This is a genomic window from Eubacterium callanderi, from assembly GCF_900142645.1.
Lineage (GTDB): Bacteria > Bacillota > Clostridia > Eubacteriales > Eubacteriaceae > Eubacterium > Eubacterium callanderi.
Genome location: NZ_FRBP01000003.1, coordinates 136,448 through 158,077 on the forward strand (window position 1 = coordinate 136,448; position 21,630 = coordinate 158,077).

Here is a 21,630-nt window from a genome sequence, read left to right on the forward strand (position 1 = left end):
AATAGCCATTCATTGAATATTTATCAATGAATCTGAATCAATGGAGGGATTATTATGAAAAACACCAGAAACACTAAACAGACCACTATAGACTATTTTAACAGCACCGCGGAGGATTATGACAAAAGTCACGATGGAAAATTTGTCCAGTGTATGTATGACACTATCGTGAACCGCGTCCTTGATTTAAATCCTAAAACAATTTTAGATCTTGGCTGTGGCAATGGCAATATTATCGCCCGCCTTCAAAAACGTCTGAACGCTGATTATTATGGATTGGACATTTCAGAGGCAATGATCGCTCAGGCTGAAAAACGGCTGCTCAACGTTCATTTTATGGTAGGTGACGCCGAAAAACTGCCCTATGAGGATAATAAATTTGACGCGATTGTCTGCAACGCTTCCTTTCACCACTACCCCCATCCAAAAGCGGTTATCCGTGAAATACAGCGTGTTTTGAAAAAAGACGGGACCCTCATACTGGGCGACCCAACGGTTCCCTTCAAATTGCTGACTGGCTTTTTAAACAGCACTATGGCCCACAGCAATTCCGGTGACCACCACATCTACCATAAATCTGAAATCATTGATCTCCTCAGCCAGGAAGGATTTCAGGTCTACGGATGGGCCAAGCCCAACTATAAAACCTTTGTTTTAAACGCAAAGCTTTCATAATGAGCCACCCATCCACTCTGCCTCAGGAAATAATTCCCATTTTATTGCTTACCGATTATCCCATCACTCCTCATCCTCACCGGAGACGGTTATCTTATACCCTTTCTTCACGGGCTCGTCCTCATCATCCAGTGACAGCCGTACGGGCTTTTTGATCTCTACCAGGCTCATCTGGCTGATCTCCCGCTTGACGGCCCGGTCGATGGCGGCGCAGGTGCCTTCAAAGTCGGTGTCAATTTCACGGTAGGTGTAGGCAATGCGTTTTAAGCCTAAATCCCTGAGGGCGTCGCCCTTTTTCCCCAGCGAGCCGCTGCTGGTGTCCCCAAACTGTTTAAATTTCTCCAGCTCCACCACCAGTCTGGCAGAGGGGCAGAAGAAAAGAAAGCCGTCAAAGCCCGGCAGCGCGCTGCGCTTAAAGGGTTCGGGATAGGTTTTAAGGTACTCGTTCCACAGCTTCTTTTCCTGGGGTGAGGTTTGTTCTTCAAAGTCTTTTAAGGTTGGTTTGTTTTTTTCTGTCTGTTTTCCATAAGCCATGGGTTCCTCCTTTAAAAACGCTGGCCTGTTATAAAATAGCAGGCCAGCGTTTTTGTCAATTCATCATTCTATTTTTCTTTCATTTCCAGTGCGGCCTGTGCAGCGGCTAAGCGCGCGATGGGCACACGGTATGGTGAGCAGGAGACATAGTTAAGTCCTGCGCGCTGGAAGAAGTGGATGGACTTGGGATCTCCGCCGTGCTCGCCGCAGACACCGATCTTGAGGTCAGGTTTTGTTGTGCGGCCAAGCTTGACGCCCATTTCGACCAGTTTACCAACGCCACCTACGTCAATGCTCTGGAATGGGTCGTTTGGCAGGATGCCTTTTTCTTTGTATTCACCAATGAATTTGCCTGCGTCATCTCTGGAGAAGCCGTAGGTCATCTGGGTTAAGTCATTGGTACCAAAGGAGAAGAATTCTGCTCTTTCGGCAATTTCATCCGCGATCAGGGTCGCTCTTGGGATTTCCATCATGGTCCCTACTTTATAGTCAATGTCGGAGCCCTTTTCTGCCTTGATCTTTTCTGCGGTTTCTCTGACAACATTTTCGACATAGTCCAGCTCTTCTTTCATGCCGATCAACGGAATCATGATTTCTGGGACAATGTTATAGCCATCTTCTTTTTTCACTTCGATGGCAGCTTCCATAATGGCTCTTGTCTGCATCACCGCAATTTCCGGGAAGGTGACTGCAAGACGGCAGCCCCGGTGTCCGAGCATCGGGTTGAATTCTTCGAGGCCATGGATCGTGCTCATCATTTCATCCATACTCATATCCATATCTCCCGCTAAAGCTTCGATATCTTCCGGTTCAGTTGGCAGGAATTCATGCAGTGGCGGGTCCAGCAGACGGACGGTTACCGGCAGATCCTTCATGGCTTTGTAGATACCCATAAAGTCTTCCTTCTGCATTGGCAGCAGCTCGGCCAGATATTTTTCGCGCTGTTCTTTGGTCTTTGACAAGATCATACGGCGTACACTCGGGATTCTGTCTTCGTTGAAGAACATGTGCTCTGTACGGCAGAGCCCAATCCCTTCTGCACCAAAGCCTACCGCTACAGCGGCGTCTCTCGGGGTGTCGGCGTTTGTGCGCACGTTCATGGTTCTGCAGGCGTCTGCCCATTCCATGAGCTGTCCGAAATGTCCGGAGAGCTCAGGTTCCTTTGTTCCGATGCTTCCCTTATAAACCTTACCGGCGGAGCCGTCTAAAGAGATATAATCGCCCTCGTAAATATATTCTTTACCGACGCGGAACTGCTTGGCGTCCTCATCGACCTTTGCGTCCTCACAGCCTGCAACACAGCACTTACCCATGCCGCGCGCAACAACCGCCGCGTGTGAGGTCATACCACCGCGTGCGGTCAGGATACCATTGGCGGCGTACATGCCTTCAATATCTTCGGGAGAGGTTTCTTTTCTGACCAGGATCACTTCCTCGCCATTTTCTGCAGCGGTCTTTGCTTCTTCCGCTGTAAAATAAACCTTACCGGTGGCAGCGCCGGGAGAGGCGGGCAGGCCGCTGGCCAGAACGACTGCTTCCTTCAGGGCGGTTTCGTCAAAGGTCGGGTGGAGCAGCTGGTCTAAGGATAACGGTTCAATGCGCATAACGGCTTCTTCCTTGGTGATGAGGCCTTCTTCTTCCATTTCTACAGCAATTCTGAGCGCAGCCGGGGCGGTTCGTTTACCATTACGGGTCTGGAGCATGTACAGCTGGCCCTTTTCAACGGTAAATTCCATATCCTGCATGTCTTTATAATGTTTTTCAAGGAGCTCTGCGGTATCGTGGAACTGCTTGTAGACTAAAGGCATAATTTTCCGGAGTTCATCGATTTCACGAGGAGTACGGATACCTGCAACAACATCTTCGCCCTGGGCATTTACCAGGAATTCTCCGAAGAGCTTGTTTTCACCTGTTGCTGGGTTTCTTGTGAAGGCAACGCCAGTACCGGAGTCATCACCCATGTTGCCGAATACCATTGACTGTACATTGACAGCTGTACCAATGTCATGCGGAATATCATTCATGTCACGGTAGACAAACGCGCGTGGGTTGTTCCAAGATCTGAATACTGCTTCAACAGCCATGAGCAGCTGTACGTTCGGGTCCTGTGGAAAAGGTTTACCTGTTTCGGCTAAAACAATTTCTTTATAACGCCCTACAACTTCCTGCAGGTGATCGGTCGTGAGCTGTGTGTCAATCTGGAAGCCTTCGCGCTCTTTGATTTCATCCAGAACGTTTTCAAATTTGTTTTTGTCAATTTCCTGCACAACATCACCGAACATCTGGATAAAGCGACGGTAGCTGTCATAGGCAAAACGTTCATTTGCTGTCTTTTCAGCCAGACCTACAACGGTTTCATCATTAAGGCCAAGGTTTAAGATGGTGTCCATCATACCCGGCATTGAGATTCTTGCGCCGGAGCGTACTGATACCAGCAAAGGATTGTCTTTATTGCCAAATTTTTTCTTGGTAATATCTTCCAGAACCGACATATGGCTGTTGATCTGGCCGATCATTTCATAGGTCAGCTTGTTTTCCTTCAGATACTCGATACACGCTTCGGTCGAAACGGTAAAGCCCTGTGGTACAGGCAGGCCGATTCGCGTCATTTCCGCCAGATTCGCGCCCTTTCCACCTAACAGGTTCCGCATGTCCGCATTGCCATCACTAAATAAATAAACCCATTTTTTATCCATATTGACTACCTCCTCATAATGGTTGCAAGTATGAAATTCGCAATTTCTTCAATTGCTTTGGATGTAACGTCGATAACCGTACATCCTAATTTATCAAAGAGCTCCTGAGCCTTGTCAAGCTCATATTCCACTCTTTTTAAACTAGCATAATTTGAATCTCCGGTAAGCTTCATGGTTTTTAAACGCTCTTCTCTGATGCTGACAAGCTTATTGGGATTTAAAATCAATCCGAATATCTTTTGACTGGATATCTCAAAAAGTTCTCTTGGCGGTTCTACCTCAGGCATGACCGGTATGTTGGCAACCTTGAAGTTATTGTTCGCCAGATAAACACTGATCGGCGTCTTTGAGGTTCGTGAAACCCCAAGCAGAATAATGTCTGCCTTGTTAAGATGGTCCATGCGTTTTCCGTCATCATATTTGACGGCAAACTCAATGGCTTCCACCTTTTTAAAATAATCCTCATCCAGCTTGCTTCTGCTGAAAGGGTCAAGATTCGGTTTAACGCCTGTTAAAATCCTCAGTTCATCCAGAAAGGGATCCAGCACATCGTAAACCGGCACCTGTTTTTCTTTTGCTCTTTCTTTAACACATTTTAATAACTCCGGCGTTGTGATCGTACAGACAAGCAGGGCGTTTTTTCCCTTCGCCTCAGCTAAAATCTGATCAATCTCTCTCTTTTCATGGACAAAGGAAAAAACCTTAACATCCTCAATCGAGTCCTCAAAATGGCCTCTCCCCGCCTTTGCCAGCACTTCACCCGGCTCGCCAAGGGAATCGGAGACAACATATAGGGTTAAAGGCTTGTTGTCATTCATTCGTATCATCGTCTTTACCTAAATTCACAACATAACGTGTAATATTGGTACGGGAAACCTTTCCGAGCAAGATTAAACGCAGGTTGTTTTTTTCATCCATTTCTTTTTTCACAATGGGCAGCGATTCGACTTCGTACTCCATGGTTTTAACCGCAGCGTCATAAACCGATTCGTGCTCCTCCAGATAGACTATATTGGGCATTCGGGTCATGATAATCGGAATCGGCAGGGTTTCAACATCCTTCCGGCCAATCATCGACTTGATGAAATCCTTACGTGAGACAATGCCAGACAGGTATTTGTCCTTCACCACATAGAGTGTTCCGGCGTCTTTCGTAAACATGGTGATTATTCCGTCATAAATGGTTGTGTCTTCTTCGACGGTGGTCGGCTCAGACTGGATGTCCATGACGCTGATGGTTTTAATGTAGCTGCCCATAACATGCAGCAGCGAACGCCCCGTATAATTATACCCGACTTTTCGCTTTGCTTCCAGGATGCCCATCATGGTAAGCACCTTTAAATCAGGCCGGATCGTCGCTCTGTTAACGCCGAGCTGCTCTGCAATTTCGACACTTTTCACGGGTTCTCTGGCCTTAACAATTTCCACAATCTGATTCTGTCTTTCTGATAGCTCCATTCAACCACCTACCATTCATGTAACTTTTATAATATAAAGTATAACACATATGGCCAAAAAGTAAATAACTAATCCTGATACTTTTCTGTCATTTCATCTTATTATTTTGTTAAAACTTTGTCAACCTTTTCACAAACTCGTAAAAAAATAATTTTTATAGTGTAATTGAATCCTTCAGCTTCTCAAAAACCTTGTCACCGATGCGGTCAACCTCCTTCAAATCTTCAAGGGATCTGAAAGCGCCGTTTTTCTCCCGGTAGTCGATGATGCTCTTCCCGATGGCGTCACCGATTCCCGGCAGGGTTTTCAGATCCTCCAGACTGGCTGTATTGATATTGACTCTGCCCGTACCAGATGCAGCAGACGCACTGCCGACGCCTGTCTCTGCGGTTTCATCTTTGGTGTAAATGTGGATTTTATCCTCGTCTTCCAGCACTGACGCGAGGTTGACGCTGTCGGTATCTGCGTTTTCTGCCAGGCCGCCCAGTTTTTCAATGGCGTCGATCAGTCTTGAGCCCTGGGCCAGCTTGATGACGCCGGGGTTATTGACGGCCCCGGTAATATGCACGTAGATCTCCGCGGCGTTTTCCTGGCCGTTTTCGGCATTAACAACTTCTGTATCGGAGGTCTTTAAGACTGCTTTCTGCCGGCTGTCCTCCTGAAGGAAAAGCCACAGGGCAAAGATCACCAGAGCTGCTGTTATAATACTGATATAAATCCACCTTTTCAGGTTCTTAGACTTTTCCATGGCGCTCAGATACTTTCCTGAGCCCAGCTGCCCTTTTTTCGCACCATAATGGCTTTAAAGCCGACTTTTTTCAGGAGCGTTAAAACTTCCTCATACGCATAGCAAATTCCCTCTGTCGTATGCGAATCGCCGTTTAGGGTGATGGGGATCTCTTTTTCCAAAATCGTTTCCATCAGCCAGCGTTCCGGATAAAGACAGCGGTCTCCATAGCGAATCATGCCGCCGGTATTCACCTCGATGATTGAGCCTGAAGCCTTAATTTTATCAAGGCAGGTGCCTGCGGCTTCCTGGTACCAGGCTTCCTGGTCGTCAAAAAAACGGTTATCCGCATTGTTTTTCTTGATGATATCCATATGTCCGATAATACCAGGCTGAATCGTGAGGGCCATATTTCCAAGCGACTCATAATAACGCCGGACAAAGGCCGAAACCGAGCCGTCAAAGCAGTCTTTTATCCCCGCTTCAAAAATCTCGGGCGTGTAGTCAATATCAGCCATCAATCCGTTTCTCATCTTTCCGATGGTGTGGATCGAGCCGATAAAGAAATCCAGTTCCGGAATCAGTGCCTTTGAATCGCTGCTGATGTCTTCAGTATCCATAAAATAGTCGATTTCCATGCCCAGGCTGATGTCGATGTGTTCCTGATACTTTTCTGCCAGAGTCCGGACCTCGTCCATATAGCTGCGGACTGTTTCCTTTTTCATGGTCCAGTCGTTCTCATAGGGAAGCGGCGCGTGGCCTGTAAAGCCAATGCTTGTGAGCCCCTCTTGAATGGCTGCCTGCACCATTTCTTCCAATGAATTTTTGCCGTCACAATAGTTCGAATGAATATGATAATTTGAATGTACCATAGCTCCTCCTTTAGAAGACATATCTGAAATGCGACATCTTTATTATTGTAGCATAAAAAGATGTATAAAAAAAAGCCCCTGAGGGCATTTTTTGAAATACATTACACCACTAAAGAATCTTATTCAGGAAGCTCTGTGTACGTTCTTCCTGTGGATTAAGAATAACCTCCTGCGGTGTTCCCTGCTCGCAGATCACACCTTCGTCCATAAAAATGACGCGGTCTGCCACTTCACGGGCAAACCCAATTTCGTGGGTTACGATCAGCATTGTCATCCCGTCATTGGCGAGTTCCTGCATGGTGGCAAGCACTTCCCCGACCAGCTCAGGGTCAAGGGCTGAGGTCGGCTCATCGAACAGCATAATCTTCGGGTTCATCGCCAGCGCTCTCGCGATGGCCACACGCTGCTGCTGTCCGCCGGACAGGCGCACCGGGTATTCATCCCGCTTATCGGCAAGTCCAACCATGTCGAGCAGCTCCAGGGCCCGCTTTTCTGTCTCAGCCGAATCGGCCTTGCGCACAATTCTGGGGGCTATCGTAATATTATCTAAAACAGATAAGTGTGGGAAAAGGTTAAAGTTCTGGAATACCATCCCTAAATCGCAGCAGAGATTCTGTAATTTTCCAGGGTCAATTTTTTCCAGATCTTTTCCGTTTTTGCGTTTTTCCATCAGCTCGTCTTCAATATAGATTTCGCCTTCTGTGATGCGTTCCAGGCGGTTAAGGCAGCGCAGCATTGTACTCTTGCCAGAGCCGCTTGGCCCGATGATACAGACCACTTCACCGGATGCTACTTCAAAATCGATTCCCTTTAAAACCTCAAGGGCGCCGAAAGATTTTTTTACATTGACTAATTTTACCATACTCATTGTTGTTACCACCTATCTCTTTTCATATGCGCCAAGCTTATTTTCCAATTTGTCGAATACCACCTGAAGGATGGTTGTCAGGAAAAGATAAATGACGGCCGCATAGATATAGTAGACCCAACTGCCTGTGGCACTGGCCATTGTTTTGACTGTCCTGAGTAAATCAAACAATGCGATCGTGGAGACAAGGGAGGTATCCTTTAAAAGCATGATCAGCTCGTTGCCCACCGGGGCTACCAGACGTTTAAAGGTCTGGGGAATAATGATCTTACCCATCGCCTGTTTATAGCTCATTCCCAAGGCTTTGGCAGCTTCCATTTGTCCATGGTCAATGGATTCGATGGCCGCACGGATAATTTCTGCCAGGTAAGCTGTGGAGTTCAAGGAAAAAGTAATGAACGCACAGATCATCGGATCAATTTCAAAGGTCGCGCCGGTCATATCCAGATAAACAATCGGTACCGCATAAAAGATAATGAATAATTGCAGTAAGAGTGGTGTTCCTCTGAAGAACCAGATATAGAACCATGAAAGTCCATTAAAAATCTTATTCTTTGAGATTCGTCCCAGGGCTATGACTACCCCAAAAATTGCACCAAAGATAATCGCGACAACCGCAATCTCAAGGGTAACAATCGTTCCGTCAAAAATCGCCCACAACTGGGTTTGGTTTAACAAATTAATCGCTCCTTCTTAAGTAATAAGTCCGGCAAAGTGGTTTGCCGAACTTATAACCGTTTTTTTCTATGGATTATTCAATGACTTTGATTTCGGAGTTGATATTATTGGTCATATCTTCTCCAAACCATTTCATAGAAATCTCTGTCATTGTACCATTTTCTTGTAATTTTTTCAATGTTTCATTTAATTTTTCGGTAAATGCATCTTCACCTTTACGTACAGTAACCGCAATTGGTTCATTGGTTAAAACTTCAGATGTTACTTCAAACAGCTCTGGCTTCTGAGCCACATAGTACATGGCAACGCCCACATCGGTCATGACATTATTAATCTGTTTACCTTCAAGCGCGGCGAAAGCGTCTAACATGCCGTCATACTGTTTGATTTCCACATTGGTTCCAGTCTGTTCTTTCAACTTCTGGGCGCCGTTATCAGCGGTTGTGGCCAGCTGTACGCCGACGGTTTTACCAGCGAGCTCTTCAAAGGTTTTTACAGGTGTGGCATCCTTGCGGGATACGATGACAATACCGTTGGATACATAAGGATTTGTCTGATTGAAACCTTCCTGTCGTTCCGGTGTGATACTGGTACTGGAGATAATCGCGTCATACTGCTTTGCGTTTAAGCCATTGAAAATACCATCCCAGGCCACAGTTGTAAAGTCAACCTTTACACCCAGGTCTTCACCGATCGCCTTTGCGAGATCCACGTCAAAGCCCACCAGATTGTTCTGATCATCCCTGAATTCCATTGGAAGATAGGTATCATCAACAGCAACGGATAATGTACCGTCTGCGATCGGATCGTCATTTGAAGCAGAATCGCCTTTACCGTTACCACTACAACCAGCCAACGTCACGGAGAACACCAGCATAAATGCCAAAGACAACACCAAAAATTTCTTTTTCATCATTTCCTCCTTTTATATACGAAAATTGATTAAAAGCATTATATCGCATATTGTATACATATACAAGTATTTTTTATAAAAACACCTTATTTTTTCATTTTTCTGCATGTTTATACAATTATTACTGCGATAGATCGGGATTGTCAGGAGAATGTTTGTATAAAAATACCAATAATGTTGAGGCTGCCTGTAATGTTGCCGATGGCACAGCCGACATTGGTCAAAATTACCACCAGGAGTATTTTGGTCACCTTATTATGCCAGAGGCCTTTTAGCGAGCCCAGATCCTTTGGCAGAGATTCAAAATCCTCCACCTTGGGCTTTCTGAAATGAGCCTCGGTGATGCCGGAAAACCATCCGGCGGCCAAAACAGGGCTTAAAGCGGAAATCGGAGCCGCAACAATGGCGGTGAGGATCGAAAGGATATGCCCTCCTGCCAGAAGTGCGCCAATACCCGCCAGAGACGTAGTCCATAAAAGCCAGTTGCGCGTTTGCTCCCAGCCCGACCCGGGGTTGACCGTAAAGGTGGCCAATACCAGAAGCACCAGCAAAATCGGGATGGACCAGCCGATAATCTTACCGGCCTTTGACTTGGGCGGTAAGGACTCAAGCTCAGCAATATCCTGGTCTTTGTAGAGCTCTTCCCGTATTCCCGGAACATGTGCCGCCCCCAGAACCGCAACCACCTTTTTACCCGGAGCGTTTTTGATCTTATACGCCAGATACTGGTCCCGCTCGTCAACCAGGTATTTTTTTACACCCTTGAAGGAATTTCCAAGTTCGGACAGCGCCGCTGACAGCATGTCCTCTGTTTTCAACTCCTCAAGCTCTTCTTCGGTAATTTCTTCATCATCAATGATGCTCATGATGATGGTGGTCAGCAGCTTCATCTTTTCCCAGAGGCTGCAGCCCTTCCAGATACGGTTAAAGGTAACCTGGATACTGCGGTCTGCCAGCACCAGCTGGGCCCCGCATTTTTCAGCGGATTCAATTCCCTGCATCATCTCCTGGCCAGAGCGGATGTCAAACTGCTCGGCCAGCTTTCTCTGATAATTTGACAAGATGATATTGGCAAATAAAAAGCCTGCCTTTCCAGCCTTTATTACTTTTACTATGTCTGTATCTGCCCACTGCTCCTTTTGGTTCATGGACTCATATCTGCCGGCATCCAGCTCGATGCAGACCGAATCGGGACACTCGCTCTCGATGAGATCCTTTACCTCAGATACGCTTGTGGGGGATACATGGGCTGTGCCAATCAAAATAATCTCTTTGTCATTTACCTGCAGGCGCGTTATGTTTTCTGATTCCAATCGTTCATCACTCCCTAATAAAGCATCAGATCGATGAACTCGTCATCTGTCATGCCATTGATGTAATCCGACAGATCATTATTCTGCAGCAGGCGGCGCAAAACACTTTCCTCGGGCTTTGATCCTACCAGCTGCCCCTCAAGCTTTGTAATATCACCATTCCCAAAGAAATCACCGTAGAAGTGTATATCTTTAATAATACCCCTATCGACTGTCATTAAAACAGTTACAAGACCGCAGGGGTATTTTCTTTCTCTTCTCAGGTTGTATTCCGGAGACCGGCCGTAGTTCCATTCCCAGGTGGCGTACTTCTCTTCCTGCAGCTTTTTGATGGCCGCAATATCCTCTTGGGTAAGACTGCGCTCTTTAAGCTCGCCATCCTCAAACATATAGCTGACAAGGGCCTTTTTAAAATCCTCCAGTGTAAAGTCCGGGTCCAGATAGTCGGCAATATTGGTCACCCGGCTCTTGACGGATTTCACGCCCTTTGATTCGATTTTATCCTTCTTTACCTTCAGGGCGCTCTGAACCGTGTCCAGTTTTGAATTAAAGAGGACGGTTCCGTGGTGGAGGACCCTGCCGCGCTTGGCGTACTGAGAATTGCCTGAAAATTTCTTTCCATCAATGGTAATGTCATTGCGCCCGTTAAACTCGGCATTGACGCCCAGGCTCTGCAGTGCTTTGACAACCGGTCTGGTAAAGGACTGGAAATCAAAGGGCTTGCCGGAATCATTATTTACAATGAAGGTAAAATTCAAATTACCCAGATCATGATAAACCGCGCCGCCGCCGGTTAAACGGCGAACCACCTTAATGCCCTGCTCCTTGACAAAATCCTGATTGATCTCCTCAATCGTATTCTGATGCTTGCCAACAATGATGGCATGGTCGTTCTGCCACAACATGAAATAAGTTTCATCCTGGTCCATGGATTCAAAGACATATTCTTCAAATGCCAGATTAAACGTCGGGTCTGTGCTGTAAGTATTATTAATAAAAATCATTTTAATATCCTCAAATACATGGATCGGCTGCCATAAAGACAGCCGACAGCTCTTTTTTATTCACTTTTCAGATTTTTGACAGAATTGCGCATCAGCATTTCGTAAGGGACAAAGACGGTTTTTGTCTCACGCTCTTCCTTTTCGCACATCTTGATGAGCATTCTTGTGGCGATAGCCCCAATATCATACATTGGCTGGCCAACGGTTGTGATCTGCGGTCTGGTCCACTCTGCGATCCAGAAGTTGTTAAAGCCGCAGATACTCACATCGTCCGGAATAACCTTTCCGTTATCCTCAGCCGCGCGCATTGCGCCCAGGGCGATCTGGTCATTGAAGCAGAATACATTGGTGAACTCTCTTCCGCTTGCCAGGGCTTCTTCCATCATATGATAGCCGCCCAGTGTGCTTTGGCTTCCAAAATAGACCAGGTCATCGTCCAGCTCAACATTCCATTCGCCAAGGGCTTTCTTAATCCCCTGAAGGCGTTTCTGGTTAATGTAGCCTTCCTTGTACTCATCGTAGAAAATCGCGAATTTGGTGTGCCCCATCTTCAGGCATTCAATGGTCAGGTCGTAGGCAGCGGCTTCATTGTCAATCAGGACACCGCTCAGCTGTCCGGATTCGTCCGGTACACAGCCAAGAACAATCTCGCTGGGAGCGTCGATCAGGTCGTCTCTTAATTCATCGGTCAGATGCTTGCCGACATAGATAATTCCATCACACTGCTTTTCAACAAGAACGCCAAGGGAGTTCTGTTCCTTTTCGTGGTCAAAGTCTGTATTACTCAGGATGATGTTGTAATTATAAATACCACAGACATCCTCTGCACCACGCACCATTTCTGTATAGAAAGGGTTGGTAATATCCGGGATCATGATGCCCAGAGTGTTGGTCTTCTGGATTTTCAGGCTTCGCGCAATGGCATTCGGCTTATATCCAGTTTTCTTGATGGCCTCCAGCACGCGCTCCTTTGTCTCTTCGTTGACCAAGGGAATGTTGTTTACAACACGCGATACTGTTGCCACCGATACGTTTGCTTCTTTTGCAACATCAACAATTTTTACTTTCAAAATAACACCTCCGTTTATTTATTTTTAGCATCCTGCTACTTCTTTAATGGCGTCTAAAATGAGCTGCGGCGCTTTGCGGCATTTTTCTTCGGATACGGCACATGGTGCAAAACGCAATCCCTTTGCCAGCGCAACAATGAACACATTTTTTTCCATCAGCAGATCGCTGACAGCCTTTGGATTTTCACAGGGAATGCTGATAAAGAATCCATCACAATAATTGCAGAGCTTCAGACCAATTTTGTCTGCTTCGTCAAGGAATGCCCTGGCGCGCTTCTGTAAGATTCCCTTGTGGAAATCCTGCTCTGCGATAAAGCGGTCGCGCAGATTGTCATCAGACATAATGTCTGCCAGCGTCTGCATGGCGCCTCTGGTTCCATTTGACCAGGTGCCGCGGTTTGAATAGGCGCAGGCCGCTGCAAATTCCTCTGCAATTTCTTCCGTCGGCGCGACACAGATAATAGCGCCGTTTCTCAGGCCATACATGGTAAAGCCCTTTGAAGCGCTGTAGGCGTACAGCGGCAGAACATTTTCCGGCAGTCCGGAAAGCAGCGGCATAAAAGCCCGCGCGTCCTCACCCTTTCCTGCAAAATCAATATACGCGATATCACACAGAATAATGATTCTCGCATCAGGATTAGCCTCGGCCATTTCGGTATAAAACGCGGTCAGCTCTTTCCATTCATCCAGCGAAATACTGTAGCCGGTCGGGTTATGCGCCGGTGTATTCAGAATGCTCAGCACTCTGTTCTGCTTTTTAAGCAGGTCTGTAAACGCCGCTTTATAGGATTTCATATTAAAATTGCCCGCTTCATCAAACAGCTCAAAGGTTGTGGTCTCACGTCTGTTTTCATCGGCAATGGTGCTGTAGGGCGCCCAATACCAGTCTGGAATCAGAATCTGGTCACCAAACTCGGTGTAGTTGCACACCGCGTGGCGCACAGCACCGGTTCCGCCCGGTGTTGCCACTGCGCGAATATGGCCTTCTGGTCTGTAGGACTTAAAGCAGGCGTCCACCACCTTATCCAAAAACTCTGGAATCCCCGGAATCCCGGCATAATCACAGATCTGCTCATCTGGCAGCCCCTTCAGAACATCAAACACTGATTTGAAGGCAACCAGATCGCCATGATCATCCATCAATGCCCCAATCGTTGAATTGATCGCTGCCTCGGTTCCCAGTTCCTTTGTTCTCTGCGCAGCTTCGCCTGCAACTCTAAAAATCGGATCTGTCCCGGCCTCCCGGACAGAACTCTCGATAACCATACGTGACATTTCCTATTCCTCCTAATCAATAAATTTATTAGCGTATTTCTGACGTTCCGTTTCATACAGATTGTTGCCCTTGGAATCAATGACAACAAGGGCAGGAAAATCTTCTACCACCAGCTTGCGCAGCGCTTCTGTCCCCAGCTCCTCGTATGCCAGAACCTCGACAGATTTTATGCAATCCTGCAACAGTGCCCCTGCGCCGCCGACACACCCAAAATAAACACACTGGTTGATCATCATGCTGTTGATGACCAGCTCCCCGCGGTTTCCCTTGCCAATCATGCCGCGCAGGCCATTTTCCATCAGCACAGGCGCATAAGCGTCCATACGGTGGCTTGTGGTCGGCCCGGCTGAGCCAATGATCTCACCCGGCTTGGCAGGACAGGGCCCTACATAGTAGATAATCTGATCGGTAAAATCGACGGGTAGTGCGCCGCCGGATTCAAGGGTTTCAACCATTCTTTTGTGCGCCGCGTCCCTCGCCGTATAGATGACTCCTGAAATCAGAACCTGATCCCCGGCTTTTAATTTTGCGGCGTCGGCCTTTGAAAGCGGCGTCGTTAATCGTATCACACTCATGTAAGCCTCCTAAAGTGTCCGTTCCACATGACGGTTAACATAACAGCAGATATTGACAGCAACGGGCAAACCGGCAATATGCGTTGGGAAAACGTCCACATTGACACTCAAAACCGTGTTGATGCCGCCGAGCCCCATGGGCCCGATCCCCAGGTTATTGCACCGTTCGATCAGTATTTCCTCAAGGCCTTGAATGTGCTGCCTGGCATTGCGCACCCCGATGGGCCGGCTCAGAGCCTCCTTGGCTAACAGCGCGGCCTTTTCAAAGGTACCGCCCACCCCCACACCGACAATGATCGGTGCGCAGGCGTTTGGCGCGCCCTTCTCAACGGTTTCCAGCACAAATTCCTCAACACCTTTGATCCCGTCCGATGGCTTAAGCATCTTCATGGCACTGGTATTTTCTGAACCAAAGCCCTTTGGCATCACCTTAATATGAAGATCATCCCCCGGGACGACCTTATAATGAATGATGGCCGGGGTATTGGTGTTTGTGTTGTTTCGGATAAAAGGGTCGTCCACGACCGATTTTCTCAGATAGCCCTCGCGGTAGCCCTTTTCGACGCCGTCCTGAATGGCGTCCTCCAGGGAGCCGCCGGTTATCTGCAGGTCCTGTCCCATGGTAACAAAGATAACCGCCATTCCCGTATCCTGACAGATGGGAATCTCTTTCTTTTCTGCTACCTCAAAGTTTTCAATCATCGTTTCCAAAATGGCGATGGCGCTCGGCGATTCTTCCCGCGCCAGAGCGACTTCCATTTCTTTGAGAATATCATCGGTAAGTACAGTGTTTGCTTCAATACACATTTCTGCGACAGTGTCTCTTATGTACTTAACATCAATTTTCTTCAAATTTATCTCCTTCTTTCAGCTGTTCTTTCTTCTTAAATGATTCTTCTAATTCTTCCTGTTTGATGACATGCTCAATGTCCAAAGCCTCGGTCCGCGTGATTTTTTTGTATTCCTTTTTCCCCATGATGACAGACCTCAGGGAAAGGAAGATACCCCCAAATAAAATAATGAAGTAAAAAGTGATAATACGCCACAGAATCAGGGCTACCGACATGTTAACAGCGCCGTAAATCGGCCCGAACAGCAAAGCAAAGCCCGCTTCGGCGCCGCCTGCCGCCCCCGGTGTGGGGATAAAGGCAACCGCTACATAGAGGATCGCCTGCATGGATATGACCAGAAAAGCACTGGAGCCGCTTAAGCCCAGCGAACAGTAAACCCAGTAGTTAATGCTGTAAAAAATCATGATCTGCACAATGGAGACAATGAAAAGCTTAAAGGTTTCCAGCTTGTGCTCCTTGAGCGCAGTGATGGCTTCTGAGTATTCCCCGATAAAGTGGTCCACCTTGGCATAATATTTATCCGGGTCCTTAAAGACACGGATAAACAGCAAAAACCGAACGACGCCATTCATGATCCCGCGGGCCATCCTCGGGCTTAAAGCCAGGATAAAAACAAGGATAACCCCAGCGATATTAATGATGAGGCCAAAGGCGATCAGCCATCTCGCCGCAACCAGGCCACTGTTAATCTCAGAAAGATTGAGCAGTGTGGCCAGAATGGCAAGGAGTGTGACCGTAACCTGGTACAGCGCGTATTTCTGGACCAGCACGGCGGTTCCTGTCCCCATACTGTAGCCCCTGCGGGACATTTCGTAGAGCTGGAGCGGCTGACCGCCGGAGGAGCCGGGTGTTATCAGGTTATAATATTGCCCTATAATGGTGACGATCATCGCAAAAGACAGCTTCTCCTCGGGATAATCGCGCTGCATCAGCTTCAGGAGCATGTACCCTTCCAGAAGCCAGTAAATAAAAACGCAAACGATTCCCAGCAGAAGAAAACCGATATTCGCGCGGCGCAGGGTATCTGCAAACTCCTTGAGATCCACCTGCGTCAGGATTACAATAACGGTCGCGCCGATTAAGAAAACAAAAAAGATATAGTTTGAATACTTTTTCCAAAACTCAGAAAAGCGGCTTTTCGCTTTTCCACTGTTGCTGTCATTCATAGTCACCTACCCGTAAACGTTTCTCACTCTAATGACGAATCGTTTACTTTTTCATTCAAATATTATAACACATAATTAATGGAATTTAGAACACTTTTTGAAAATTTTTTCAGTTTTTTTCATTGTTTTTCATGATACGCTGCACAAAGCTTAAATCAGCTCAGGGAAGCCCAGTTGTCTGAGCGCCTCATACAAAACAATATTGACCGAATTCGACAGGTTAAGCGAACGGGCCCGCTCATGGTTCCTCATGGGAATACGAAACCGGTGGTCTGGATAAGCGCTGTGGATTTCATCCGGCAGGCCGGCAGTCTCGCGGCCAAACAAAAGGTAGGCATCCCCGGTGTATTCAATGTCCGAATAAAACGCTTTGGCGTGGGTGGTGAGCACATAGATTTCGGGATCTGGATTTTTGTCCAGAAAATCCTCAAAATCGTCGTAGACAGCCAAATCCAGGAGATCCCAGTAATCCAGCCCTGCGCGTTTCAGGTGTTTCTCGTCCAGTGAAAAACCCAGTGGCTTTATCAGGTGCAGCTTTGTGTTTGTCAGCGCGCAGGTACGCGCGATGTTTCCAGTATTTTGTGGTATTTCCGGTTGATACAGTACAACATTCATTTTTACTTCGTTACTCTCTTTCCTTATTTAATGTCCATTTTATGGAGGTTAAAACCATAAAAAAAGATAAATCTCATTCCGAACACTCAGAACGTCATGAAATTTATCTTTATTACTATTTTAAAATGGTCTTGGGCAGTACAATCGTAAAGGTGCTTCCCTGATCGGGCACACTGTCGATTTTTATTTTGCCGTTATGCTGCTTAACAATCATATCCGCAATGCTTAAGCCCAGGCCCACACCGCCTTTTTCACGGTTCCGCGCGTCATCCACACGGTAAAAGCGGCTGAATATTTTCTTTTTCGCTTCCTCTGTCAGCCCGACGCCCGTATCCTTAACCGCGATACAGACATTCCGCTTTGTCATTGTCAGAGAGAGCGTCACTGTCCCTTCTCCAGGCGTATATTTAATGGCGTTGTCAACCAGAATACGAATCGCCTGTTTTATCCGCTCCTCATCGCCTTTATAGTCAATGCCCTCTGCGATGCTGCCCTTCAGCGCAATCTCATTTTCCCTGGCAACATCAAACATCAGGTCGATAATCTCGGCGCAAAGCGCACTCAGATCAAATACTTCCTTTTTCATAATGACCTTTTTATTGTCCGCCTGGGCAATCAATAGCAATTCCGATACCAGATGCGCCATGGTCTCGCTCTCAAGGCTGATGTTGTTGAGCCACCGGATATTATCCTTAAGCACCTCATCCTCCTTCAGTTTTAAGACCTCCACATTGGTCTGGATCACTGTCAGCGGTGTCCTAAGCTCGTGGGAAGCATCGGCAATGAATTTCTTCTGATTCTCAAAGGTCTCCTTGATCGGCTGTAAGGATTTCCCGGCCAGAAAATAGCTGATCGGGATCAGCAGAAGGATTCCCCCGCTGCCGATGAACAGCAGAAAGGAAATAACATAGGTAATCATTGAGCGCTCGGTCGTGATCTGCTGAAAAACCTCCAGTGTGTGGGATTCATCATCACGGCTGAAGCGCGTGACATAAACTCTGTAATCTGCCCCGTTAAGATTAAAAACCTTAAAATCATTGTTAAAGCTTTGATCCATTGCCAGTTCGTAGCCATGCATAATCAAATCATTATCTTCGACCTTCATGCTGACGGTCTGGTTATTTTCATCCCATTCAATGTATTCATACCCCATTTTGTCGTGCATGGAATTATTGTTGAAAATACCGTCGCCCTTTTCAGACTCCGTGGAATTATTGATGATGCCCTTGGCGGTATCCATCAGGTAAACCTCCCCGGTGAGGCCCAGACTCCACTGGACGAGAAAGCCCAGCAGCAGGATAAATAAAAAAAGAAAAGCAATGAGAATCAAAGTGTTGAACAGCGTAATTTGCCTCTTGATCTCTTTAAACATTATTTTTTACTCAAAGTGTAACCCACACCACGGATTGTGTCAATCTTAACGTTTGTATTGGCGAGTTTCTTACGGAGATTATGGACATATATTTCAATGTTGTTTTCATTGACTTCCTTGTCAAAGCCCCACACCCGGTCTAAAATCTGTTCTCTTGTAAATACCTGGTTCGGACGCTTCAGCAGCATTTCAAGGATCTTCGCTTCCTTCACAGAGAGCTTATACTCATTTTCCGGCGTCTGCATCATGTTCTTCTTGGTGTTAAAGCTGACATCCTCAAAGGAGATGATTTCCCCTTTTATTTCATGGTCGGGGCGTCTGCTCAGCGCGCGGATTCTGGCAAAGAGCTCCTTGGCAGAGAACGGCTTGATCAGGTAATCATCTGCGCCGAGGTCAAGGCCCTTGACCTTATCGTCAACCGTCCCCTTGGCCGTCAGCATTAAAACAGGCGTTGTAATGTCCCTGTCCCGGACCTCCTTGAGAATCTCAAGTCCGCTCTTCATGGGCAGCATAATGTCCAGTACAATGACGTCATAAATCGGATTCAGGGCAAAGAGAAGCCCCTCCTCACCGTCGTTCGCCACATCACAATCTATATTTTGGATTTTACACAGCTCCTGGAGAGCGTCTGTAATTTTCACTTCATCTTCTATAAATAATATGCGCATTTTATTCTCCTATTTTTTGGAATTTTATTATTATTAAGTATATAGGCCAATCCTTAAATTTGGATAAATTCAAGAGCTAAAGCGCCTGAACAAGCGAAATTCATTGCAACCCACCCCCAGAATCCTTATAATAAAGAAAGATAAAAGGAGGAGGTACCCCATGGATTGCATACTTATTGTTGAGGATGATAAAAAAATTTCCCGCATCATCGAGCTTCAGCTGAACCACGCAGGCTTTGAAACGGTCAAGGCGTTTAACGGACGAGAGGCCATTGATGTTTTCAACAACACCCCGGACATCGGCCTGGTTCTGCTGGACATCATGCTGCCCCAGTTTAACGGCTACGAGGTTTTAAAGTATATACGCGAGCGTTCTCCCGAGCTGCCTGTTATATTTCTTACCGCGAAGGATGATACCGGCGATGTGGTCAACGGCCTCAATCTCGGAGCCGACGACTATATCACCAAGCCCTTTATTTTTGATGAGCTTCTGGCGCGCATCAAGGCGAATCTCCGAAAAAAAGCCGCTGTCTCGCCCAGGAACAGAGTTGCCTTTGAAGACCTGTCCATCGACCTCGATACTTTTATGGTTAGCCGCGGGGGCGAGAGCATCGAGCTTTCAAAAACAGAGTTTGACCTTCTGCACTACCTTGTGCTCAACCACGGGCTGGTCCAGTCCCGGGAACAAATTCTGGACCAGGTGTGGGGCTTTGACTATTTTGGAAATGACAATATCGTAGACGTTTATATAAAATACCTGAGGGATAAAATTGACAAGCCCTTTGAAAAAAAGCTGATCCAGACAGTGAGAGGGCGTGGCTATGTCATCAAATAGGGTTCAGGAACCAAAACCGATGAAGCTCTACACGCGCATCGTCCTGTTTTTTGTGCTGGCGTTCTCCATTCTGCTGGTCATTTCCTTTGTAATGGTGTTTTATTTTTCCCAGCAAATCGTTTTAAACGAAAACCGGAGCAATCTCATAAAATTCAACAGCTATATCATCAACGTGATCAAGGAAAACGAAGAGGCGCTGCTGTCGCTTCCCACCAGCAGCCGGCTGGACTTTATCTCTGAAAAAATATACCCCAATATCAAGGATAATACCTTGATTTCTTATAAAATTTCGGATAACTACGGGGATGTGTACCTGTCCTCCGAAGGCGTGGATGAGCTTCTGAACCAGGATAACTTTTCGGAATACAACATTGACATCTTTAAAGTGCACATTGACAACCCCGCCGACCAGACCGAGGACAACGTGGACGTGGACTCCTTCCGCTACAACAAAAATGAGTATTATTATCTCGGCTCAAGCTATCTTGTCAGCGACGACTACACTATTTACATCCAGGTCGTAAAAAATCTGAATGACAGCTTTGTCTACATGACTGCCCTGTTCAGTATTCAGATCGCCATCAGCATTGTCTGCCTTGCGATCATTATCTTTATCGGGATTTACGGCACCAAGCGCTCTCTTAAGCCGCTGATCGAGATCGCCGAGACCGCTAAAAACATCACAGAAAACAACCTGAATACCCGTATCAAAGAGACCGGAAACGACGACGAGCTGGATCAGCTCATCAAATCCCTCAACCAGATGATCGGCCAGCTCGAATCAGCCTTTGACGCTCAGAAGCAGTTTGTCTCAGACGCGTCGCACGAGCTTCGGATTCCTCTGACCGTCATCCAGGGCTACTCGGACATCCTCTCCTCCTGGGGCAAGGAAAACCCGCAGCTCCTGGAAGAATCTGTGGATTCTATTAACGAAGAGATACAGAATATGAAAAAGCTGGTGGAGGAGCTGCTCCTGATCACCCGCCTTGAAAACAACTATTTCACACAGAAATTTGAGCCGGCGGACCTAGGCGAGCTTGTCACAAAGGTATACAATGAATGCGAAATGATCGACGCCACCCATTCCTTTGAGCTGACCCGGGTCGACCACTGTCTGGTAAAATGCAATGAATCGCTCATATTGCAGGCTTTAAGGGCACTTGCCGACAACAGCATGAAATACACCCCGGCACAGGGAAAAATCTGTTTCAGCTGCACTGAGACGGCAAACAGGTGCATCCTGTCTGTCACCGACACAGGCATCGGCATTCCTGAGAGCGAACTCGAAAATGTCCGCCGGCGTTTCTTCCGGGTCGACGGCGACCGCTCAAGGGAAACCGGCGGCACAGGCCTTGGCCTCTCCATCATCGAGAGCATTGTAAAACTCCACCGGGGAGAGCTCGTGATCGAGAGCACCCTGGGACAGGGAACGAATATGAAAATTATTTTAATCCGGTAGAGGGA

General features: G+C 47.0%; 22 protein-coding genes. 3 read left to right on the forward strand and 19 right to left on the reverse strand.

Translation table 11 applies throughout. The features are described from left to right. Positions 1–54 precede the first annotated feature (54 nt). The gene (locus tag BUC22_RS04540) at positions 55–675 is read left to right on the forward strand and encodes a class I SAM-dependent methyltransferase (protein WP_013380019.1); all 621 of its coding nucleotides are present in this window, start codon (positions 55–57) and stop codon (positions 673–675) included. Positions 676–738: 63 nt separating this feature from the next. Here the strand turns inward: BUC22_RS04540 and BUC22_RS04545 are convergent, their stop codons facing one another. From BUC22_RS04545 to BUC22_RS04635, 19 genes are all read right to left on the reverse strand, one after another. After that, positions 739–1,209 carry a PDDEXK family nuclease gene (locus BUC22_RS04545; RefSeq protein ID WP_013380018.1) on the reverse strand — a complete coding sequence of 157 codons (471 nt, stop codon included), beginning with the start codon at positions 1,207–1,209 and terminating at the stop codon, positions 739–741. Between the two features lie 68 nt (positions 1,210–1,277). Further along, complete coding sequence (ppdK, locus tag BUC22_RS04550) at positions 1,278–3,905, reverse strand: pyruvate, phosphate dikinase (protein ID WP_013380017.1); 2,628 nt, start codon at positions 3,903–3,905, stop codon at positions 1,278–1,280. Positions 3,906–3,910: 5 nt separating this feature from the next. Then, positions 3,911–4,732 carry a pyruvate, water dikinase regulatory protein gene (locus BUC22_RS04555; protein WP_013380016.1) on the reverse strand — a complete coding sequence of 274 codons (822 nt, stop codon included), beginning with the start codon at positions 4,730–4,732 and terminating at the stop codon, positions 3,911–3,913. Further along, complete coding sequence (locus BUC22_RS04560) at positions 4,716–5,363, reverse strand: helix-turn-helix transcriptional regulator (RefSeq protein ID WP_013380015.1); 648 nt, start codon at positions 5,361–5,363, stop codon at positions 4,716–4,718. The genes BUC22_RS04555 and BUC22_RS04560 overlap by 17 nt, the downstream gene beginning before the upstream one ends. Positions 5,364–5,517: 154 nt before the next feature. Continuing rightward, the gene (locus tag BUC22_RS04565) at positions 5,518–6,111 is read right to left on the reverse strand and encodes a helix-hairpin-helix domain-containing protein (protein ID WP_013380014.1); all 594 of its coding nucleotides are present in this window, start codon (positions 6,109–6,111) and stop codon (positions 5,518–5,520) included. 5 nt (positions 6,112–6,116) lie between these two features. Continuing rightward, positions 6,117–6,962, reverse strand: a complete 846-nt coding sequence (hisJ, locus tag BUC22_RS04570; protein ID WP_013380013.1) for a histidinol-phosphatase HisJ — start codon at positions 6,960–6,962, stop codon at positions 6,117–6,119. Positions 6,963–7,071: 109 nt separating this feature from the next. After that, complete coding sequence (locus tag BUC22_RS04575) at positions 7,072–7,830, reverse strand: amino acid ABC transporter ATP-binding protein (protein ID WP_013380012.1); 759 nt, start codon at positions 7,828–7,830, stop codon at positions 7,072–7,074. A 12-nt stretch (positions 7,831–7,842) separates the two neighbouring features. Beyond that, positions 7,843–8,508, reverse strand: coding sequence for an amino acid ABC transporter permease (locus BUC22_RS04580; RefSeq protein ID WP_013380011.1), 666 nt, complete (start codon positions 8,506–8,508; stop codon positions 7,843–7,845). Positions 8,509–8,581: 73 nt separating this feature from the next. Further along, a complete protein-coding gene (locus BUC22_RS04585; protein ID WP_073382415.1) occupies positions 8,582–9,421 on the reverse strand; it encodes a substrate-binding periplasmic protein in 840 nt (279 codons plus the stop codon). Between the two features lie 143 nt (positions 9,422–9,564). Then, the gene (locus tag BUC22_RS04590; RefSeq protein ID WP_013380009.1) at positions 9,565–10,734 is read right to left on the reverse strand and encodes a TraB/GumN family protein; all 1,170 of its coding nucleotides are present in this window, start codon (positions 10,732–10,734) and stop codon (positions 9,565–9,567) included. Positions 10,735–10,748: 14 nt separating this feature from the next. Then, positions 10,749–11,738: a lipoate--protein ligase gene (gene lplA, locus BUC22_RS04595; protein ID WP_013380008.1), complete on the reverse strand. Its 990-nt coding sequence runs from the start codon at positions 11,736–11,738 to the stop codon at positions 10,749–10,751. Between the two features lie 56 nt (positions 11,739–11,794). Further along, positions 11,795–12,808: a LacI family DNA-binding transcriptional regulator gene (locus BUC22_RS04600; RefSeq protein WP_013380007.1), complete on the reverse strand. Its 1,014-nt coding sequence runs from the start codon at positions 12,806–12,808 to the stop codon at positions 11,795–11,797. A gap of 24 nt (positions 12,809–12,832) precedes the next feature. After that, positions 12,833–14,083: a pyridoxal phosphate-dependent aminotransferase gene (locus BUC22_RS04605; protein ID WP_073382418.1), complete on the reverse strand. Its 1,251-nt coding sequence runs from the start codon at positions 14,081–14,083 to the stop codon at positions 12,833–12,835. Positions 14,084–14,095: 12 nt separating this feature from the next. After that, on the reverse strand, positions 14,096–14,659 hold the full coding sequence (locus BUC22_RS04610; RefSeq protein WP_013380005.1) for a Fe-S-containing hydro-lyase: 564 nt from the start codon (positions 14,657–14,659) through the stop codon (positions 14,096–14,098). A gap of 9 nt (positions 14,660–14,668) precedes the next feature. Beyond that, positions 14,669–15,511, reverse strand: coding sequence for a fumarate hydratase (locus tag BUC22_RS04615; RefSeq protein WP_013380004.1), 843 nt, complete (start codon positions 15,509–15,511; stop codon positions 14,669–14,671). Continuing rightward, positions 15,498–16,676: a lysylphosphatidylglycerol synthase transmembrane domain-containing protein gene (locus tag BUC22_RS04620; protein ID WP_013380003.1), complete on the reverse strand. Its 1,179-nt coding sequence runs from the start codon at positions 16,674–16,676 to the stop codon at positions 15,498–15,500. The genes BUC22_RS04615 and BUC22_RS04620 overlap by 14 nt, the downstream gene beginning before the upstream one ends. 150 nt (positions 16,677–16,826) lie before the next feature. Further along, on the reverse strand, positions 16,827–17,291 hold the full coding sequence (locus BUC22_RS04625; protein ID WP_013380002.1) for a tRNA (cytidine(34)-2'-O)-methyltransferase: 465 nt from the start codon (positions 17,289–17,291) through the stop codon (positions 16,827–16,829). Between the two features lie 115 nt (positions 17,292–17,406). Further along, positions 17,407–18,663, reverse strand: coding sequence for a sensor histidine kinase (locus BUC22_RS04630; RefSeq protein ID WP_013380001.1), 1,257 nt, complete (start codon positions 18,661–18,663; stop codon positions 17,407–17,409). After that, positions 18,663–19,331, reverse strand: a complete 669-nt coding sequence (locus tag BUC22_RS04635) for a response regulator transcription factor (RefSeq protein WP_013380000.1) — start codon at positions 19,329–19,331, stop codon at positions 18,663–18,665. Before BUC22_RS04635 ends, BUC22_RS04630 begins: the two co-directional genes overlap by 1 nt. A 160-nt stretch (positions 19,332–19,491) precedes the next feature. Between BUC22_RS04635 and BUC22_RS04640 the strand changes: the two genes are divergently transcribed. Next, positions 19,492–20,166 (forward strand): response regulator transcription factor, encoded by a 675-nt coding sequence (locus BUC22_RS04640; RefSeq protein WP_013379999.1) that lies wholly within the window; start codon positions 19,492–19,494, stop codon positions 20,164–20,166. Beyond that, complete coding sequence (locus BUC22_RS04645) at positions 20,153–21,625, forward strand: sensor histidine kinase (RefSeq protein ID WP_013379998.1); 1,473 nt, start codon at positions 20,153–20,155, stop codon at positions 21,623–21,625. Before BUC22_RS04640 ends, BUC22_RS04645 begins: the two co-directional genes overlap by 14 nt. Positions 21,626–21,630 lie beyond the last annotated feature (5 nt).

Bases quoted from the DNA above. Each gene is read 5' to 3' on its own strand.
- BUC22_RS04645 (WP_013379998.1), top strand. From the start codon at position 20,153: ATGTCATCAAATAGGGTTCAGGAACCAAAACCGATGAAGCTCTACACG.
- lplA (WP_013380008.1), bottom strand. From the start codon at position 11,738: ATGATTTTTATTAATAATACTTACAGCACAGACCCGACGTTTAATCTG.
- BUC22_RS04540 (WP_013380019.1), top strand. From the start codon at position 55: ATGAAAAACACCAGAAACACTAAACAGACCACTATAGACTATTTTAAC.
- BUC22_RS04635 (WP_013380000.1), bottom strand. From the start codon at position 19,331: ATGCGCATATTATTTATAGAAGATGAAGTGAAAATTACAGACGCTCTC.
- hisJ (WP_013380013.1), bottom strand. From the start codon at position 6,962: ATGGTACATTCAAATTATCATATTCATTCGAACTATTGTGACGGCAAA.
- BUC22_RS04585 (WP_073382415.1), bottom strand. From the start codon at position 9,421: ATGAAAAAGAAATTTTTGGTGTTGTCTTTGGCATTTATGCTGGTGTTC.
- BUC22_RS04545 (WP_013380018.1), bottom strand. From the start codon at position 1,209: ATGGCTTATGGAAAACAGACAGAAAAAAACAAACCAACCTTAAAAGAC.
- BUC22_RS04565 (WP_013380014.1), bottom strand. From the start codon at position 6,111: ATGGAAAAGTCTAAGAACCTGAAAAGGTGGATTTATATCAGTATTATA.
- ppdK (WP_013380017.1), bottom strand. From the start codon at position 3,905: ATGGATAAAAAATGGGTTTATTTATTTAGTGATGGCAATGCGGACATG.
- BUC22_RS04610 (WP_013380005.1), bottom strand. From the start codon at position 14,659: ATGAGTGTGATACGATTAACGACGCCGCTTTCAAAGGCCGACGCCGCA.
- BUC22_RS04640 (WP_013379999.1), top strand. From the start codon at position 19,492: ATGGATTGCATACTTATTGTTGAGGATGATAAAAAAATTTCCCGCATC.
- BUC22_RS04630 (WP_013380001.1), bottom strand. From the start codon at position 18,663: ATGTTTAAAGAGATCAAGAGGCAAATTACGCTGTTCAACACTTTGATT.
- BUC22_RS04620 (WP_013380003.1), bottom strand. From the start codon at position 16,676: ATGAATGACAGCAACAGTGGAAAAGCGAAAAGCCGCTTTTCTGAGTTT.
- BUC22_RS04575 (WP_013380012.1), bottom strand. From the start codon at position 7,830: ATGAGTATGGTAAAATTAGTCAATGTAAAAAAATCTTTCGGCGCCCTT.
- BUC22_RS04560 (WP_013380015.1), bottom strand. From the start codon at position 5,363: ATGGAGCTATCAGAAAGACAGAATCAGATTGTGGAAATTGTTAAGGCC.
- BUC22_RS04625 (WP_013380002.1), bottom strand. From the start codon at position 17,291: ATGAATGTTGTACTGTATCAACCGGAAATACCACAAAATACTGGAAAC.
- BUC22_RS04605 (WP_073382418.1), bottom strand. From the start codon at position 14,083: ATGTCACGTATGGTTATCGAGAGTTCTGTCCGGGAGGCCGGGACAGAT.
- BUC22_RS04555 (WP_013380016.1), bottom strand. From the start codon at position 4,732: ATGATACGAATGAATGACAACAAGCCTTTAACCCTATATGTTGTCTCC.